Below are 15,513 nucleotides of genomic sequence, written 5' to 3'. Positions count from 1 at the left end.
TGCTACCTTTTGATACCTAGTGCGGCCGCCGCCTTGGCGCTTCGGGTAGCCCCGGGCGGTCGCCATTCCACCCACACAACAGGCCGAGTCGACCGATGCCGGACCTGGAAACGATGCTGGAGGAGTCGCGTCGCGAGCTCCTCGACCTCTCGGCCCGCAACCGTCTGCTGAACACCCCCCGATCGCCGACGCGTAGCACGCGCGTGGAGGTGGTCGACGAGCTGGCCGATCAGGTCTTCGACCTCTTGGCTATCCAGGGGAAGACGATGACCTTCCTTGCCTCGGACGACGACGAGGCCAGCCCGCTGGTCTCGGACCCGGGCGACGGCGATACGGCCATCGAGGCAACCGGCGAGGTCGACACGTGGGTCGACGACGGCGGCGCCATGGACAGCGACGTGTTGCTCCAGACCGACGCGGCCGCCGAGTCGGCGCCCGACCGCCACACCGACAACCGCTTGCAGACGCTGCTAGACGGCGAGGCGCTCGAGAAACGGCTCCTGAAGCTGCACTACGACACCAAGACCTTTGCCGAGGAGCAGGGCGTGCACGTCCTCTACCTGGCGATCGGCTTTCTGGTGTGGCGTGAGAGCGGCCCGAACGGCGCCGAGCGGCACGCGCCGTTGCTGCTGCTGCCGGTGGAATTGCGCCGCGCGAAGGCGGGCGCGCGATTCCGCTTGAGTTACAACGGCGAGGAGCTGACGACCAACCTCTCGCTGCAGGAGCGACTGAAGGGCGACTTCGGCGTGGAGCTGCCCGAGCTTCCCGAGTCGCTCGAGGACCTGACGCCCTCGGGTTACTTCGCGTCGGTCGCCGAGGCGATCGAGGGCAAGGAGGGCTGGCGGGTTCAGGCCAACGACATGGTCCTGTGGATGTTCGTCTTCTCGAAGATCCGCATGTTCATGGACCTCAAGCAGGAAGCCTGGCCCAAGGGCAAAAAGCTGAGCGAGAACCCGCTGATCCGCTCGCTGCTGGGCGAAGGATTCCGCGACGAACCGCCGTTGTTCGAGGACCCCACGGAGCTGATCGACGACCTCGTGTCGGTCGACGACGCGGTGCACGTGATCGACGCCGACAGCTCGCAGGCGATGGTGATCGAAGAGGTCCGCCGCGGCCGCAACCTCGTGGTGCAAGGCCCGCCCGGCACGGGCAAGTCGCAAACGATCGCCAACATGATCGCCGCGGCCGTGCACGAGGGGAAGAGCGTGCTGTTCGTCGCCGAGAAGATGGCCGCGCTGGAGGTCGTGCACCGCCGGCTGGCGAATATCGGCCTGGGGGACATGTGCCTCGAACTGCACAGCAACAAGGCGAACCGCAAGCAGTTGCTCCAGGAACTCGACCGCACGCTCAAGCTCAGCGCGCCGCATCTCGAAGACGCCGGCGCCCTCGTCCACTCGCTACAGCAGCGTGTGGACACCCTGAACGGCCACGTGAAGGCGATCAGCGCGCCGATCGGCGACAGCGGCCTCTCTCCGTTCAACCTGATCGGTGAGATTACTCGCTTGCAGGCCGAGGGCGTCCGCGGGCGTGACCTGCATCTGACCGGTTGCGAGCATTTGTCGGGTGACGAGATCAAGGACTTGATCGACCGGGTAGCCGACCTCGCCGACCACGCCCGAAAGATCGGCACGCCGTGCGAACACCCGTGGCGCGGTTGCGAACTCGAGGCGCTGCTGCCTACCGACATGGACCGCTTCGAGATTGAGATCAAAGAAGTCGCGGAGAGAATAGATCGGCTTATCTCCGCCGGCGCGGAGCTCGCCCAAGCGCTTGGCGCCCAGCCGCCCCGCAACGCCCGCGAGCTGTCCGATCTGGCCCAGTTCGCCAAAGCCGTCAGCACGATCCCCCGTGCGCAGCTGTGCCTGCTGGACTGTGACGCCTGGACAAATCGGCTCGCGGAGCTCGAAGAGACCTGCAACCGGGGTCTGCGGTCGTCGGTCGCCGCGGAACGTCTCGAGCCGTTGCTCGATCCGCACAGCTACAACGCCGACGTCCGTGAGGCCCGCGAGGCGATCAAGGTCTACGGCGACCGCTGGTACCGAGGCTTTGTGGGGCGTTACCGTGCGGCGTCGGCGAAGCTCCGCGCCATCTCGATCGGCGCCCCGCCGAGAAGTCATGCGGAGCAACTCGAGTTTCTCAACCTGCTGATCGAACATCAAGCAGATGTCGAGTGCTTCTCGTCAAACGCCACGGAGGAGCTGGGCAAGCAGGCGCTTTCGACGGGCTGGCGTGGTGCGGAAACAGACTGGGGCGCCCTGGCCCAGGCGATCGAAGCAGTGAAAGTCTGCCGGGAGAAGTTCCCGACTCACTCGTTGACGGAAGTCGCCAAGCACTCGCCCGACTCCGCCACGCTGCGGCGCTGCCTTCAGGAGATCGGCAAAGACCTCAACCCATGCTTCAAATGCCTCGGGAAGCTCGAGAAGACGCTGTGTTTCTCCACGGTCGACCAATTAGGAAGGCAAGCGGTCGATGCCCCGCTACATGATCTGCATCGTCGGATGACGGGCTTTCTGGGCGATCGCGACGGGCTAAAGGACTGGATCGGCTACCGGACCCGTTGCCGCTCGCTGGCGGGTCGAGGCGTGGATGAGGCGCTGACACAACTCGATTCGGGGGCCATCGGCGTCGACGAGCTGAGGTCCGGCGTCGAGCTTGCGCTTTACGAGTCATTGATGCGACTTGCCTACACCGAGCATCCCGCACTCGCTTCTTTCTCGGGCGAATCGCACGAGCGTGTGCGTGAGGCGTTCGTCGGATTCGACAAGGAGCGTCTGGCGCATTGCCGATCGCTCGTCGCTAAAGTGCACTGGGAGAACACGCCGAGGAGCTCACTCGGCGAAATGGCGGTCGTCAACCGTGAGATCAACAAGAAGAGCAGGCACCTGCGCGTGCGCACCTTGATGGGCAAGGCGGGGCGAGCGATCCAGAAGGCCAAGCCGGTCTTCATGATGAGCCCGATGTCGATCGCGCAGTACCTCCCGCCCGGCGAGATGGAGTTCGACCTGCTGCTGATCGACGAGGCGAGTCAGGTCGAACCGGTCGACGCCTTCGGCGCCATGGCCCGTGCGAAGCAAGTGGTGGTCGTGGGCGACACCAAGCAGCTGCCGCCCACGTCGTTCTTCGCCCGTGCGACTCAAGACGGCGAGCCGGAGTCGGAAGACGACGACGCGGTGCGAGCGAAGGACATCGAGAGCATCCTCTCGATGTGCTGCGCGAAGAACGTCACGCAGCGGATGCTCGAGTGGCACTACCGCAGCCGGCACCACTCGCTGATTGAGTTCTCGAACCACGAGTTTTATGACGATCGGCTTATTATCGTCCCTAGCCCATGCGAACCAGATGATTCGTTGGGGCTAAAGTTTTTTCATATACCAGAGGCCGTTTACGACCGCGGCGGCACGCGGGCGAACCGTATCGAAGCCAAGCGGATCGCCGAGGCGGCGATCGAGCACGCGCTGAAGACCCCTGGCGTGAGCCTAGGGGTGGGCGCCTTCTCTATGAGCCAGCGTGACGCGATCTTGCAAGAATTGGAGCTGCTGCGCAAGGCGAACCCGCAAGCCGAAGAATTCTTCACCGAGGGGAAGGACGAGCCATTCTTTGTCAAGAACCTAGAGAACATCCAGGGCGACGAGCGGGAGGTCATCTATATCTCCGTCGGCTACGGCAAAGACAAAGACGGGTACATGTCGATGAGTTTCGGACCGCTCAACAGCGACGGCGGCGAGCGACGTCTCAACGTGCTGATCACACGCGCTCGGAGCCGCTGCGTGATCTTCTCATCGATCAGAGCAAGCGACATCGACACGAGCCGCACGCAAGCACGCGGAGCAATAGCCTTCAAGGCGTATCTGCAATACGCCGAGACGGGAATGCTTGATACGGGCTCTCCAGCGGTGAAAGCGGAGCACGATTCAGAATTTGAACGGCAGGTGGCGAAAGCGTTACGCGGGCTTGGCTACGAGACCCACGCCCAGGTGGGAGTTGCCGGGTTCCGCATCGATCTATCGGTCGTGGATCCTTCTCAGCCGGGTCGGTACTTGCTGGGAATCGAGTGCGATGGCGCGGCTTACCACAGCTCGCGCTCGGCCCGTGACCGTGACAGGATCCGCCAATCCGTGCTGGAGGCGCGAGGCTGGCGAATCCATCGCATCTGGAGCTCTGATTGGTTCAGCCAACCGGACCAAGAACTGCGCCGAGTCGTAGCGGCGATCGAACAGGCTCAGGCTGCGCCCACGCCGGAGAAAGTAGCTGATCCGCCCTCGGTGTCGTCACCGGCGCCGCCCCCCCCGATTTTGAGACGTGAAGAACCTGAGACGATTGGGGGGGAGGATCTCTTGATCGGCGCCCCCTACGAGGTAGCGTCTTTCGACGTGAACCGCAACGCGACGATCCCAGACACGCCGATCGATCATCTCGAAAGGGCGGTAGTTCAGGTGGTGCGCGTCGAGGGTCCAATCCACCGCGAAGAAGTCTATAGGCGTATCGCACAGCTTTGGGGATCCGCCCGTGCCGGGAGGCGTATCGTTGAAGCCATTGAAGGAGCTTTGGGGCTCGCAGTCAGCCACGGGGGCTTGGAGTCGATCGGCGATTTCTTTGTGATGTGTGGTTCTGATTGCAAGGTAGTTCGCGACCGATCCGAGACTGGCCTCCTCACTCTGAAGAAGCCTGAGATGATCTCCCACATGGAGATCGAGGAGGCAATAGTTCGGCTGGTAAGCAGCCATGTGGGGATGAGCCATTCGGAAGTCGTCAGCGCTACGGCGCGGGTGTTCGGCATCGGTCGTATCAGTTCAGGGCTGCGTGATCGAATTGAGTACGTACTACAGTCTATGGTCAAACGCGAGCAGATTTGCGACACGGACGGGAGGCTTGCGACCAACCATAGCTGACCCCCCCCGGGGGGTCGGGGTCCTTTCGGGGGCCCCCGTGGGGTGGGCTTCGCCCGCAATCGAATGACTTTTATGCCTGCCTTGGTAAAAAAGTAAGTAAGTAAACGCGCCGACACAGGTAGGAGCCAGGGATGGCCGCCCCGCACAAGCCCAAGCGCCCCCAAGCATGGCTCACAAAGGCTCAGATGGCCGCGGTGCTCGATGTGCGCATCTCCTACTTCGACCGCGCTATCAGGCCACTATTGTCGACTGAGCACGTTCAGCGGGAGCGCCGCCAACTGCGTTTCTACGCCCGCGGCGTGATCGACGCCTTCCACGCAAACCGCGGCTCCTGCCCCTCCTGCGGCTCTTGCCATTCAAGACCGCTGGAATCTGAGTTCGCGCTGGTCGATTGCTGGCTAGGGTCGGAATAATAGCTTCGATGTCGAAGCATCATTCCTTAGAATCACAAGTAGAAAAGTGCTTCTGAAACGGCATTTAACGATCAGAGCCAAGAACGCTTAGACAGCCCCCATTTCGATCTCCATCATTTCTCGAGAACTCATGGCAAGCCTTTCGAAACGTCGGAGTACGGGGTCGTACTCGATCCAGTTCGAAGACCGAGACCGAAGACGACGAACCATCATCCTCGGCAAGCTTCCCAAGCGGGACGCCGAGGCGGTCCGTATACGCGTTGAACGCTTGGTCTCGTCGCAGCTGGCCGGAACGGCGCCAGACGCCGAGACGAGCCGCTGGCTGTCCACCTGTGGCGAACGGATGTTCGCCAAGCTGTCGCGAGTCGGTCTCGTCGAGAATCGTGCTGAAGGCACGCTGGGGGCATTTATCGACGCCTGGACGACCTCTCGGAAAGCCGACACCAAGATCAGGGCCAGCACGATCGCCGCGTCGGAATCGACGCACAAAAGCCTGCGGGCCTACTTCGGCGAGGGCAGGCCGCTGCGGTCGATCACACGTGGCGAGGCGAAGGCGTGGCGGGTTTCTATCGCGGCCGATCGCGCCGAAAACACGGTCCGCAAGTGGACCGCCAACGCGAAGAAGCTGTTCAACGCGGCGATCGAACACGAGCTGATCGAGGTGAACCCGTTCGCCAAGCTGCCAGCCACGACGATCGAGGTGCGCGACCGTCAGTATTTCATCACACGGGCCGAAGCCGCGAAGGTCATGGACGCCTGCCCGTCGCTCGAGTGGCGGCTGATCTTTGCACTGGCCCGCTATGGCGGCCTGCCTGCCCCTCCGAGGTTCTAGCTCTGCGATGGGCTGACGTGCTGTGGGACAAGAGCCGGCTTGTGGTGACCTGCGTGAAGACCGAGCACCACGATGGCCTCGGCACGCGGATCGTGCCGCTATTCCCGGAACTCGAGCCTGTGCTCGCCGAAGCGTTCGAAGCGGCCCAGACGGGCGCCGAGTACGTTATCACTCGCACCCGTGACAACGCCTCCAACCTACGAACGAGGTTCGGCAAGATCGTGGCGCGGGCCGGGCTGACACCGTGGCCGAAGCTGTTCCAGAACCTGAGGGCGACAAGGGCGACCGAGCTGGCCGACGAGTTCCCCGGGCACGTCGCCGCGGCCTGGCTCGGTCACAGCGTAAAGGTCGCGAAGGGCCACTACTGGCAAGTGACCGACGATCACTTCGAAGCGGCCACGTCGAAAAGCGCTGCAAATGCGCTGCAGAGTCTGCCTGCAAGCGGTTGCACCGGGCTGAAGCCTGATCAGGATTCCCCTGGAAAAGCAGTGCTTAGCGATCTGATGCAACTGCTTGCAAGTGAAGGAGTGGGCGATAGAGGACTCGAACCTCTGACCCCTGCGGTGTGAACACAGTGCTCTAACCAACTGAGCTAATCGCCCTTCGTTCGCTCGCCACGGGCTGGCGCCGGGCTGCGAGTCTCAGATTCTAACGCCCCGTCGCGGGGCTGAACAGGCCCGCTGAGAAGCCTCTCAAGGATACCCCGCCGAGCGGGCAAATCGGGGCTCAGTCCGCCTTGGCGGGCACGGGCTCGGCCGAGTTGCCGGCGGGGTCTGAGTCGCCGAGCGTGTCGTGGTCGTGGCTGCCGTCGTCGGAGGCGCCGATCGTGTCGGCCGCTGTGGCCGGCGGGGCCTTCACCTCGTCCGCCTTGATCGCCGAGTGCATGTCGTCTTGGATGTCGCGCATGCCGTTCTTGAACTCGGTCAGGCTGCGTCCGACCGAGCGGGCGACCGACGGCAGCCGGTTGCCGAACAGCAGCACCGCGATGGCTCCGACGAAGAGCATCTCGACCGGCCCGGGGGCGCCGGCGAAGAACGCGAGGCAGAGTCGCGGGGTATCTGTGAGTGTTTCGATCAGCATGGGAATATAACCAACCTAGGGGGCCGCCAATCACGAGCGAGACGAGCGGACGATCACTCTTCGGTCTTCTCGTCGATCTCTTTAACGCCCTTCTTGAACTCGTTGATGCTCTGGCCGAACGAACGGGCAAGCATCGGCAGCCGGCTGCCGAACAGCACGAGCACGATCAGGAGGACAACCACGAGTTGCCAGATGCCGGGAGTGAACATTTCGCTAGTCCCTGAGGCGTTGGGGCCGCCGGGGTCCGAAGGTGAGGGCGGGGCGCGTGAGCTAAAGGGCGGCGCCGCAACCGCTTGCGTTTATTCTAGAACGGCGCCCGGTCGCGTCAAACCGCCTTTCTATTGTACCTCCTAGGGGGCCGCGGGGCGATGCGGCCCGGCGCGATCGTCCGCAGCCACGGCCTAGCACTAGCGGCGCATGGCTCCCGAGTCGGTGCGGGCGGCGATCCAGGGGTCGCGGGCCGTTTCGTCCGGGTCGTAACGGTAATAGACCTCCAGGCACATCGTGGCCAGGGCCGTGGTGTAAACACGTCCGCCGTACCCCCCCCACCGCGTGCTGGGATTCCAGCTGCCGTCTTCCTGGGCGAAATGTCCGCTGGAGTTGTCGATCTGGAGCGACAGCAACGTGCGTTTGAGCGCGTCGTTCCAGAGCCGCCAGGCCCGCTCGGCGTCGCGGCTCGCGTGGCGGTGGTGGTGCAACGCGAGCGTGCCGTAGTACCAGTAGTAGAGGTTCGCGTTGGAGCGGTGCGGCAGCTGGCCGAGCAGGTGGTCGATCGCCTCGACGGCCGCCCCGGGGCGGGAGTGCGACGAGCCGAGGATCTGCCGGCAGTAGAGCGCCTCGGCGGTCATCGTGCGGCTCACCGGGCCGCGCGGCTGGTAGCAGGCGAGCCCGCCGCGCTTGCCCATCTCGACCGAGCGGACGAACTTTTCGACGCCGCCCCAGGTGGCGGCGGGCACCGGCGTGCGGGCCAGCTCGGCGCTGCGTAGCGCCATCAGCGCCCAGCCCATCTGGCTCATGTCGCCGCGGTCGCCGGGGCGGTAGCGCCAGCCGCCGGTCGTGCGACTCTGGCCGCGGACGAGGTAGCCGATCGCGCGATCGACCGAGTCACGCAGCCGCTCGTCGCCGGTCGTGGCGAGCGCTTCGGCGAGGGCGAACGTGGCCATCGAGTGGCAGTAGGTTTTGGCAAACAGAGCCGAGTCGCCCGACAGGTCCCCGTCGGGACGCTGGCTGTCGATGAGGTATTGCAAGCCGCCCGCGACCGGGTTGGCGAACGGGCCCTCGAGGTGCGTGTGTCCCGCGCCCAAGAACGCGAGCAACGCGAGTCCGCTGACGCCGGTGTCGGAGTTCGTGCCGGCGCCGTTGCGGTCGACGCCAAGCACCTGCAGCTCGCGTCCGGCCGACCAACGGCTGGCGTCCCAGCGGCCGTCGCGTGACTGGGCGTAGGCGAGCCACGCCAGGCCGCGGGCCACGGCGTCTTCGGTGTAGCGGTCGCCTCCCTCATCCTCTAGGCGGCGGAGCTTTTCGCGGTCGTTGCGGGCGCTGAACGCCGTGCGCGGCGCGGCGGGCACGGGGGGCGCCGGCGCGGCTTGCCGCGGCGGTTCGACGGGTGGCAATGGCTCGTTGGACTGCGCCTCGATGACGGTTTCGAGCGGCGTCGTTTCGGCCAACGCTTCGCTGGGCGGCGTTGGCTCGATCGGTCGCTCTTCCGCCACGGGCGGCGCAGGCGCGGCTTCGGCCACGGCCTGCGGCGGAGGTTCGGCCTGCGCCGTTTCGACCGGCTCAGGCTGGGGTGATGGCGGCTCGGGCGGCTGCGGCGTCGGCTCCGTCGGTTCCGCCGGCTCGCTCACGAGCTGCGTCTCGACGGGCGCCTCAACCTCGGGCGTCTCTCCGCTATCGGGGACCGGCTCGGTCTCGGGAGCCTCCAGCGGCTCGGGCGCGACGATCGTCTGCTCCGCCACGCGGGTGACGATCCGCACCTTCACCGGCGCCGGTCCTTCGTCGCCAACCGGGGCTGAAAGCAAGCGGACGGTGGTGGTCAGCACGATCAGCACCAGGTGGGCCACGACCGAGGCCATGGCGTAGAGCCGCCACGGTCGCGAGCGGGCTCTGCCGCGCCGCATCATCACGACGAGCGCGACACTCGCCACGGCGAGCAAAGTCCATAACACGACATAACCCGGCGAAAGCGACAAGGCTTGCCGGACGAAGTTTCCCACGGCGTTGCTGAGCGTGGCGAGCATGTCCCCCTACCGGTGGTTGGGAGAGCCGGCCGAGGCGACTTCGACCGTCACGCCGAGCTGCTCGACGTTCGACTCGCGGCAAACGGCCAGCGCGGCGGCCACGTGCTGGAACTCGCACCCGGCGTCGCCGTGGATCACGACCTCGGCGTCGGCCGAGGCGCTCGTCGCGGCGCGAAGGCGCTCGCCGAGCGCTTCGATCGTGAGCTCCTCGCCGTCGATCTTGTAGCGGCCCCCCTGGAGGACCGTCACGGCGATCGGCTTGGCGGGCGCGGGCGCCGGGGCCCCGGCCGCCGTGACCTGAGGCAACTCGAGCTCGATGTCGCGCTCCATCTCCGTGAACCGCGTGGCCGCCATGAAGAAGATCACCAGCAGGAACACGACGTCGATCATCGACGTCAGGTTCACCTGGAGCTCGTCGTCTTGGGTTGTTTTTAGAGGCATCGAGAGTAGCCTTCAGCGGTCAGCTTTCAGCAGTCAGTTTTTGTACGCAGGCACGCCAAATAGCTGACAGCTGATCGCTGACAGCTGATCGCCTCGTTTACGCCGCTTTGCGTTTAGCGCTCTTCGCGTCGGACAAGGCCTCGGCCGAAACGAGGTTCACGAGTTCCTGGCCGTGGCGGTCGAGCTCCATCACGAGGCTGTCGACGCGGCCGACGAAGTACAGGTAGGCGATCATCGCCGGGATGGCGACCACCAGGCCGGCGGCCGTGGAGAGCAGCGCGCTGCCGATGCCGCTGGCCAGCAGCTCGGGGCGGCCCATGGCGTCTTCGCCGGCGATCGCCTCGAACGCCTCGATCATGCCCCACACCGTGCCGAGCAGCCCGAGCAACGGGCAGACGGCGGCGACGCCGTTGATCACACGCAGGTAACGCCGCATCTCGTTGGCGCAGCGTTCGCCCTCGTCGAGCACGGCCTGTTCGACCTCGACGGCCGACTTGCCCCAGCGGCGGGCGCCCGCCTCGAACACACGGGACACGCAGCTGTCGTCCTCGAGGCAATGCTCCAGGGCGCCGGCGCGGTCGACCTCGCCCTCGCTGATCTGCGACAGGAAGCATTTGACGAACGGCTTGGGAACCACGTTCACGCGACGCAACGTGAAGAACCGCTCGAGCACGACCAGCCCCAGCAAGACCGAGGCGGCCAAGATCGGGTAGAGCATCGGGCCGCACGCCAGGAGCGTGTCGAACAGGCTCTTGGCGCCTTCGGCTTGGGCGAGAATGGGCATGCTTGGGTGCTCCTTGTTCTCTCTCCCCCGGCGGGGAAGAGGATTCACGCAAAAACCGACCGCGGCCTAGGGCGCGCGGTCGGTCATGCGTTCAGTTTTTCCGATCGCGGCGGTCGCCTCGGGGGGCGATCACTCGCAGTCGTGGCAGGGCTCGACGTCGCCCACCATGTGGAGGTGGTTGTGGTCGATGTAGACCACCTCTTGGGCGTCCTCGTCTCGCAGGGTGTGCGGAACGGGCCAGCCGACGCGGCGGACGTCTTCGTAGTAGATGGTGCACTTGTAATGAGCGTGGTGCTGCTGCGCCGGGCCGATCATCGGGTAGACCCGCACCGGGTCGACGTAGTCGGCCATCTTGCATTTGACGATCCGCACGTTGTTGCGGTTGCGTTCCCACAAGAGCGGGATGCCGCCCTCGATCGGGTCGGCCTTCTCCAGGGCGCGGATCACTTCGTCGTCGCTCGGCGTGTCGAGCGCGATGGGCGGGCCGCCCGAGGTGATCGGGCCGAGGATCGGTACGCGTTCGTACCGCTCGTTCTGCCAGTGGTCGTCTTCCTTCTTCTTCTGGAAGTAAGGACTCACGGGGATCGGGATCGCGGCGATGCCGAGACTCGGTCCCTGGCTGGCCAGGCCCCAGAAGCATCCGGAGGATCCTAGCGAGAGGCTGCCCACCAGCAGCGCGGCCGTAACGACTTGCGGACGGGGCAAGGTGCGCGTGCGTGCCATCGAAGAAACCTTTGTCTGATTGTCCGTAGTGGCTCGGTCGCCAAGCAATGGGGCGACGCGTCGGCGATAGGGTCGAAAGGGAAGCGGTTGCCGAGTGTCCGATCACCCGGTTCCGTGTCCCGTTGAATTACTTATCGTGTGAATCTGGCGCGAACTTGCGGGTCATTCCGATTAACTGGGAAATAACGCCCGCGGGGGCGCCAGCAACGCGCGCACGAAAAAGCCCCCCGCGGCCGATGGGCCGCGGGGGGCTTTGGATAGCTTCGTGCTTCACACGCCACGCCGGCTGGCGATCAGTGCTGCTGCTGGTGGCTGAAGTCGAGGTTCCACCAGCCGTCGTCCCACTCGAGCGTCACCTTCCGCCATCCCAGCGGGACCTGCGGGTAAGGGTAGAACGGGCCGATGTACGGCCAAGCGGCCGGCGAGTACTGCTTCGGGTAGGTCACGGCCGCGTAGTTCGGGTAAGCGGCGTAGCTCGGCCATGCGTGGTTGGGCATGTTGGCTTGGTCGTAGCTGACCCCGGCGGCGCCGCCGGTGCTGTAGCCCCGCGGGATCTGGGCCCCGCCGCCGTAAGCGGCCGGGCTGACCTGGCCCTGCTGGCCGGGCTGGGGACGCTGGGCCACGCGGGCCATCGGCCGCGGCATCGAGCCGCGAGCCGCCGTGCGCTTCATCGGCTGCGGGGCGATCGCTTGCGGCTGGGCCGGCGTGAAGGGCTGCGGCGCCTCGGCGGCCGCCTCTTCCGATTCGGTCATCACCGCTAGCATCAGGTCCGAATCGCCGGCGGGCTTATTCGCCAGGCGCTTGACCGAAACGGCCGGCCGCTTGGCTTCGCCGCTCGGAGTGGTGATCTCCAGCTTGCTGACCACGTGGTTCACGCCGCTGACCTCGCCGGCGAGCGACAGGGCGGTCTTGGCTTGGGCCTCGCTCGACACGGCGCCGTACAACCAAGCCACGCCGTCTTCGTACTTCACTCCGACCCGGTAGTTCGACAGCTTGCCGCTCTCACGCAGCTCGCTGGCGATCTGTTGGGCCTTCTCTTTTTGGGCGGAGCCGGCCTCGGCCGCTCCCGCCACGGCCGGCCACAACAAGGCCGCCATGGCGCACGCAATGATCTGGTGACGCATCTTCTATTCCCCCCATGTCGGTGTGACCCCGTGAGTGGGTCGGCGTGCTGAAGAGCAAACGCCGGCGCCAGCGGGGCCGTCAAACGGCTCGATAGACGGCGAATCTGTTCGCCGCTTCGGAGCGGCGGCCGTGCGCCGGAGGCGACAGCCTGTCGGTCGATACAACCGCTCCGGTTGCTACTTTCGGCACGGGCCACACGACGGGGGGAGCTTTTTTCCGGTTTTGTCGCTCGCAGGGGGACAATAATCCTCGGGGCGACCGCTCGGGTGGACAACCAGGCAAGCGAGGGTGAGTTTAACGCCCCATGGGCGTTGCCCGCCGCGTGGTTTCCGCGACTCGCAGTCCCGCCGCGGACTGCTGTCGGCAACGCTCCGCGATAGCAACGGGCCGGCGCCCGCTTCAGTGCCTCAGACCGCTTGGCCCGACGCCAGCAGACGGTCCAAGACCGGGTCGACCTCGTCGGTCGGCGAGTGCCACACCACGGCCGTGACCATCAGGCCAATCGTGCCGGCCGATGCGACCCAGGCGGCCGAATGCTCGGTCGGAGTCGCCCAGGCAAACAATCCGACCAGCAGCATCGAGGTCGCCATTGTCAGCTGAGCGAGAGTCGTGCGGCCGACGCTCATCGGCAGCCGGCAAAGGCCGGCCGAGATAAGACCCACCGCGTGAACGGCGAGCCACAACAGGGTGGTCACGATTTCGGGCGAGAGGGTCATGGCGGACTCATTCAGTCGGGGCCGGCTGCTTGCAGCGTGCGGCCGATGCGGGTGGGAACGACCGAGAATGGACTTGCGGGTGTTCCATTCTCAGCCAGGCTTCTACTTGGCTATGCGGACGCCGGCCGCTGGAGGGGACGCTCCAATCGGTCAGCGAAAAGCGTGTTTTCCCGCAGACGCCGCCCGACAGACCTGCGCATTACCGAAGCACCCGCCCAAGCCCAGGAGCCGCCTGCAGTGCTATGGAACTGTTCGACGGCAAGGAGGCGACACGGGCTCAGCGGAGCAAACCTTCGAGCTCGCGTTCCAACTCCGCCACGTTGGCGTTGCGGTTCACGACCCGGCCTTTGTCGTCGACCAACAAAGTGAGAGGCAACGTCATGACGCCCATCTCGAGCGCCCGTTCGCTCGAGGTCAGTCCGCCCTTGCCGTAGAGGTGTTGCCACGGCGCGCGGCGTGTGGCGACAAACGCCTCGGCGTCGGCCGGCTGGTCGTCGAGGTTCACGCCGAGCACCGCCAGCTTGCGGCCATGCTTGCTGGCGAGTTCCTTGAGCTGCGCCATGTCGGCCTTGCACGGCTCGCACCAGGTGGCCCAGTAGTGGACCACGACGTAGCGTCCGCGGTACGGCGGCGCCGCGAGGTCGGCCTGTCCGCCGCCCAGCACCGGGCCCTTCAGAGAGATCGCCTTGCCGATCGATCCCAACCGCCGCATGGCGCCGGCCGCCTTGCGGCCCGAGGTCGAGCGGGGCGACTCGGCGGCGAGCCGCTTGTACCAAACGACCGCCTCGTCGTTCTCACCGGCGAACTCATGGGCCATGCCGAGTTGCATCATCGCGTCCTCGGCGTCGGGGCCCTGGGGGTGGCGATCGATGAAAGCCGCCAAGTCCTTGGTCCAGGACTCTTGCACTTTGACGTAGTCCGCCTTCGGATCGCGGAGTTGCAGGCCGTACTCGGCCCACAGCAGCCGGTAGCGGATGTGGGCGAGAGTCGCCGCGCCGGCGCGGCCTTTGACCGCCTCGTTTTCGAGCCGCTTGAGCCGCTCGATCCCCTCGCTGTAGCCGTCGGCCTGCACCGCTGCGCTGAGCATGTCGGCCAACTGGTCGCGCCACTGGTCGCGTTGCTCGCCCGCCGGGCTGGCCTGGGCGAGGCGTCCGATCACGTCGGCCCGCTCGCCGATCAGTTCTTTCTGCTTCGCCGGTGGGGCCGATGCCATCTCGCGGTCGAGCCGCTCGAGCGAGTCCATCAGCCGCTGCATGTCTTCGGTCGGCGCCGGGCCGCCGGCCTCGCCGCGCGAGAAGCTCGGCACGGAGAACACGTTGGCCAGCTCCGGCCCGTCGCCCCCGGCCCGAGGGGCCTCGGCCACACGCCACGCGTCGCCGATCTTGAACAGCGAGCCGAGCAGCAGTTGCTCCGGCGCGCCGCCGTTGTCGACCAGCGCCGAGGCGTTCTCGTAGACGTAGAGGTCCTTCTTCGCGCCGTCGATCCCCTCGGGGATCACGCCCGGCCGGGCGGCGCCGAAGTCGACAAACCGGGCCCCGGCGGGAAGCGCTTGCTTCGATCCGATGAGCTTGCGGAAGTCGCTCGGCGCCCGCCGGGCCTGCTCGTTGAGTTGCTTGGTCAGCGCCTCGCCGGCGCCGAGCCGCTTGATCTCGTCGCCGCTCAGCAGCAAGGCGGCGAATGCCTTCTCGTCCTTGCGCTGCACCGCGTCGGCCATCAATTCGGCCACTTCGTGCGGCGATATCACCCGCCAGCGGTCGATCTCGCCGTCCTTGTCGGTGTCGACAGCCCAACGGGCGCCGCCCGTGTGCAGCCAGCGGAACTCGTCCGCCTGGCCGTCGCCGTCGGTGTCGATGTCGCGGTACACCTCCAGGCCGTCCCGGAAGTAGCTCCACACGTTCACCCGGCCGTTGCCGTTCGCGTCGGAGAATCGCCGGAGTGTTTTGCCCAACGCGTCGCGCACCTGCCAGGTGACCTTGTTGCTCTCCAGGGCGATCTCGCACTTCTCGGCCTCGGCGGCCGAGGGCTTGTCGTACTCCACGCCGCGCTGCACCGGCTCGAGAGTGAGCGCCTGGGCGGCCGAGTACGACTTGGCGGCGTGGGCCGTCGCGGTCGGCGCCAGCACGAGGGCAAGGAGCGTGAAGAAGAGCGGGGCGCGGTTGGCGCCCGACCGGCTGAGCGGCATGGCCTGGGGTCCCTGTGTCGTCCGTGAACGGGGAGGCGCGGGGCGCGTGTCGGCGCGCACCGGGCCGTTGGTTGCAGTGCGCGATTAT

General features: G+C 66.1%; 13 protein-coding genes and 1 tRNA gene. 4 read left to right on the top strand and 10 right to left on the bottom strand.

The window, feature by feature from the left end:
* Nucleotides 1–95 precede the first annotated feature (95 nt).
* The 4 genes from Mal64_RS17095 to Mal64_RS20480 all read left to right on the top strand — a co-directional run bounded on the left by Mal64_RS17095 (nucleotide 96) and on the right by Mal64_RS20480 (nucleotide 6,703).
* Nucleotides 96–4,889, top strand: a complete 4,794-nt coding sequence (locus tag Mal64_RS17095) for a DUF3320 domain-containing protein (protein ID WP_146402562.1) — start codon at nucleotides 96–98, stop codon at nucleotides 4,887–4,889.
* Nucleotides 4,890–5,020: 131 nt separating this feature from the next.
* Nucleotides 5,021–5,302: a hypothetical protein gene (locus Mal64_RS17090; RefSeq protein WP_146402559.1), complete on the top strand. Its 282-nt coding sequence runs from the start codon at nucleotides 5,021–5,023 to the stop codon at nucleotides 5,300–5,302.
* Between the two features lie 130 nt (nucleotides 5,303–5,432).
* The gene (locus Mal64_RS20240) at nucleotides 5,433–6,134 is read left to right on the top strand and encodes a hypothetical protein (RefSeq protein ID WP_231993827.1); all 702 of its coding nucleotides are present in this window, start codon (nucleotides 5,433–5,435) and stop codon (nucleotides 6,132–6,134) included.
* Complete coding sequence (locus Mal64_RS20480) at nucleotides 6,074–6,703, top strand: tyrosine-type recombinase/integrase (RefSeq protein WP_391570440.1); 630 nt, start codon at nucleotides 6,074–6,076, stop codon at nucleotides 6,701–6,703. Before Mal64_RS20240 ends, Mal64_RS20480 begins: the two co-directional genes overlap by 61 nt.
* On the opposite strand, the gene Mal64_RS17080 is transcribed toward Mal64_RS20480, so the two are convergent.
* The 10 genes from Mal64_RS17080 to Mal64_RS17035 all read right to left on the bottom strand — a co-directional run bounded on the left by Mal64_RS17080 (nucleotide 6,663) and on the right by Mal64_RS17035 (nucleotide 15,425).
* Nucleotides 6,663–6,736: transfer RNA gene (locus tag Mal64_RS17080), tRNA-Val, on the bottom strand. The two genes, Mal64_RS20480 and Mal64_RS17080, sit on opposite strands and share 41 nt — an antisense overlap.
* 124 nt (nucleotides 6,737–6,860) lie before the next feature.
* Nucleotides 6,861–7,214: a Sec-independent protein translocase subunit TatA/TatB gene (locus tag Mal64_RS17075; RefSeq protein ID WP_146402557.1), complete on the bottom strand. Its 354-nt coding sequence runs from the start codon at nucleotides 7,212–7,214 to the stop codon at nucleotides 6,861–6,863.
* A 53-nt stretch (nucleotides 7,215–7,267) separates the two neighbouring features.
* Nucleotides 7,268–7,423, bottom strand: a complete 156-nt coding sequence (locus Mal64_RS17070; RefSeq protein WP_146402555.1) for a Sec-independent protein translocase subunit TatA/TatB — start codon at nucleotides 7,421–7,423, stop codon at nucleotides 7,268–7,270.
* 198 nt (nucleotides 7,424–7,621) lie between these two features.
* Nucleotides 7,622–9,454, bottom strand: coding sequence for a hypothetical protein (locus tag Mal64_RS17065; protein WP_146402553.1), 1,833 nt, complete (start codon nucleotides 9,452–9,454; stop codon nucleotides 7,622–7,624).
* A gap of 6 nt (nucleotides 9,455–9,460) precedes the next feature.
* Nucleotides 9,461–9,895, bottom strand: a complete 435-nt coding sequence (locus Mal64_RS17060) for an ExbD/TolR family protein (protein WP_146402551.1) — start codon at nucleotides 9,893–9,895, stop codon at nucleotides 9,461–9,463.
* Between the two features lie 97 nt (nucleotides 9,896–9,992).
* Entirely contained in the window at nucleotides 9,993–10,679 is a 687-nt protein-coding gene (locus Mal64_RS17055; RefSeq protein ID WP_146402549.1) for a MotA/TolQ/ExbB proton channel family protein, read from the bottom strand.
* 129 nt (nucleotides 10,680–10,808) lie between these two features.
* A complete protein-coding gene (locus tag Mal64_RS17050) occupies nucleotides 10,809–11,402 on the bottom strand; it encodes a hypothetical protein (RefSeq protein WP_146402547.1) in 594 nt (197 codons plus the stop codon).
* Between the two features lie 293 nt (nucleotides 11,403–11,695).
* A complete protein-coding gene (locus Mal64_RS17045) occupies nucleotides 11,696–12,526 on the bottom strand; it encodes a BON domain-containing protein (protein ID WP_146402545.1) in 831 nt (276 codons plus the stop codon).
* Between the two features lie 408 nt (nucleotides 12,527–12,934).
* A complete protein-coding gene (locus Mal64_RS17040; RefSeq protein WP_146402543.1) occupies nucleotides 12,935–13,243 on the bottom strand; it encodes a hypothetical protein in 309 nt (102 codons plus the stop codon).
* Between the two features lie 277 nt (nucleotides 13,244–13,520).
* The gene (locus Mal64_RS17035) at nucleotides 13,521–15,425 is read right to left on the bottom strand and encodes a redoxin domain-containing protein (protein ID WP_146402541.1); all 1,905 of its coding nucleotides are present in this window, start codon (nucleotides 15,423–15,425) and stop codon (nucleotides 13,521–13,523) included.
* Nucleotides 15,426–15,513 lie beyond the last annotated feature (88 nt).

The sequence above is a fragment of the Pseudobythopirellula maris genome (assembly GCF_007859945.1).
Taxonomy (GTDB): domain Bacteria; phylum Planctomycetota; class Planctomycetia; order Pirellulales; family Lacipirellulaceae; genus Pseudobythopirellula; species Pseudobythopirellula maris.
Note: the sequence above shows the minus strand (reverse complement) of the source record. Positions and strands in the feature narration are given on the sequence as shown.

What these genes read in the sequence shown, in the direction of transcription:
- Mal64_RS17070 (WP_146402555.1), bottom strand. Translation starts at nt 7,423, where the DNA reads ATGTTCACTCCCGGCATCTGGCAACTCGTGGTTGTCCTCCTGATCGTG.
- Mal64_RS17095 (WP_146402562.1), top strand. Translation starts at nt 96, where the DNA reads ATGCCGGACCTGGAAACGATGCTGGAGGAGTCGCGTCGCGAGCTCCTC.
- Mal64_RS17040 (WP_146402543.1), bottom strand. Translation starts at nt 13,243, where the DNA reads ATGACCCTCTCGCCCGAAATCGTGACCACCCTGTTGTGGCTCGCCGTT.
- Mal64_RS20240 (WP_231993827.1), top strand. Translation starts at nt 5,433, where the DNA reads ATGGCAAGCCTTTCGAAACGTCGGAGTACGGGGTCGTACTCGATCCAG.
- Mal64_RS17060 (WP_146402551.1), bottom strand. Translation starts at nt 9,895, where the DNA reads ATGCCTCTAAAAACAACCCAAGACGACGAGCTCCAGGTGAACCTGACG.
- Mal64_RS17055 (WP_146402549.1), bottom strand. Translation starts at nt 10,679, where the DNA reads ATGCCCATTCTCGCCCAAGCCGAAGGCGCCAAGAGCCTGTTCGACACG.
- Mal64_RS17090 (WP_146402559.1), top strand. Translation starts at nt 5,021, where the DNA reads ATGGCCGCCCCGCACAAGCCCAAGCGCCCCCAAGCATGGCTCACAAAG.
- Mal64_RS17075 (WP_146402557.1), bottom strand. Translation starts at nt 7,214, where the DNA reads ATGCTGATCGAAACACTCACAGATACCCCGCGACTCTGCCTCGCGTTC.
- Mal64_RS17050 (WP_146402547.1), bottom strand. Translation starts at nt 11,402, where the DNA reads ATGGCACGCACGCGCACCTTGCCCCGTCCGCAAGTCGTTACGGCCGCG.
- Mal64_RS17065 (WP_146402553.1), bottom strand. Translation starts at nt 9,454, where the DNA reads ATGCTCGCCACGCTCAGCAACGCCGTGGGAAACTTCGTCCGGCAAGCC.
- Mal64_RS17045 (WP_146402545.1), bottom strand. Translation starts at nt 12,526, where the DNA reads ATGCGTCACCAGATCATTGCGTGCGCCATGGCGGCCTTGTTGTGGCCG.
- Mal64_RS17035 (WP_146402541.1), bottom strand. Translation starts at nt 15,425, where the DNA reads ATGCCGCTCAGCCGGTCGGGCGCCAACCGCGCCCCGCTCTTCTTCACG.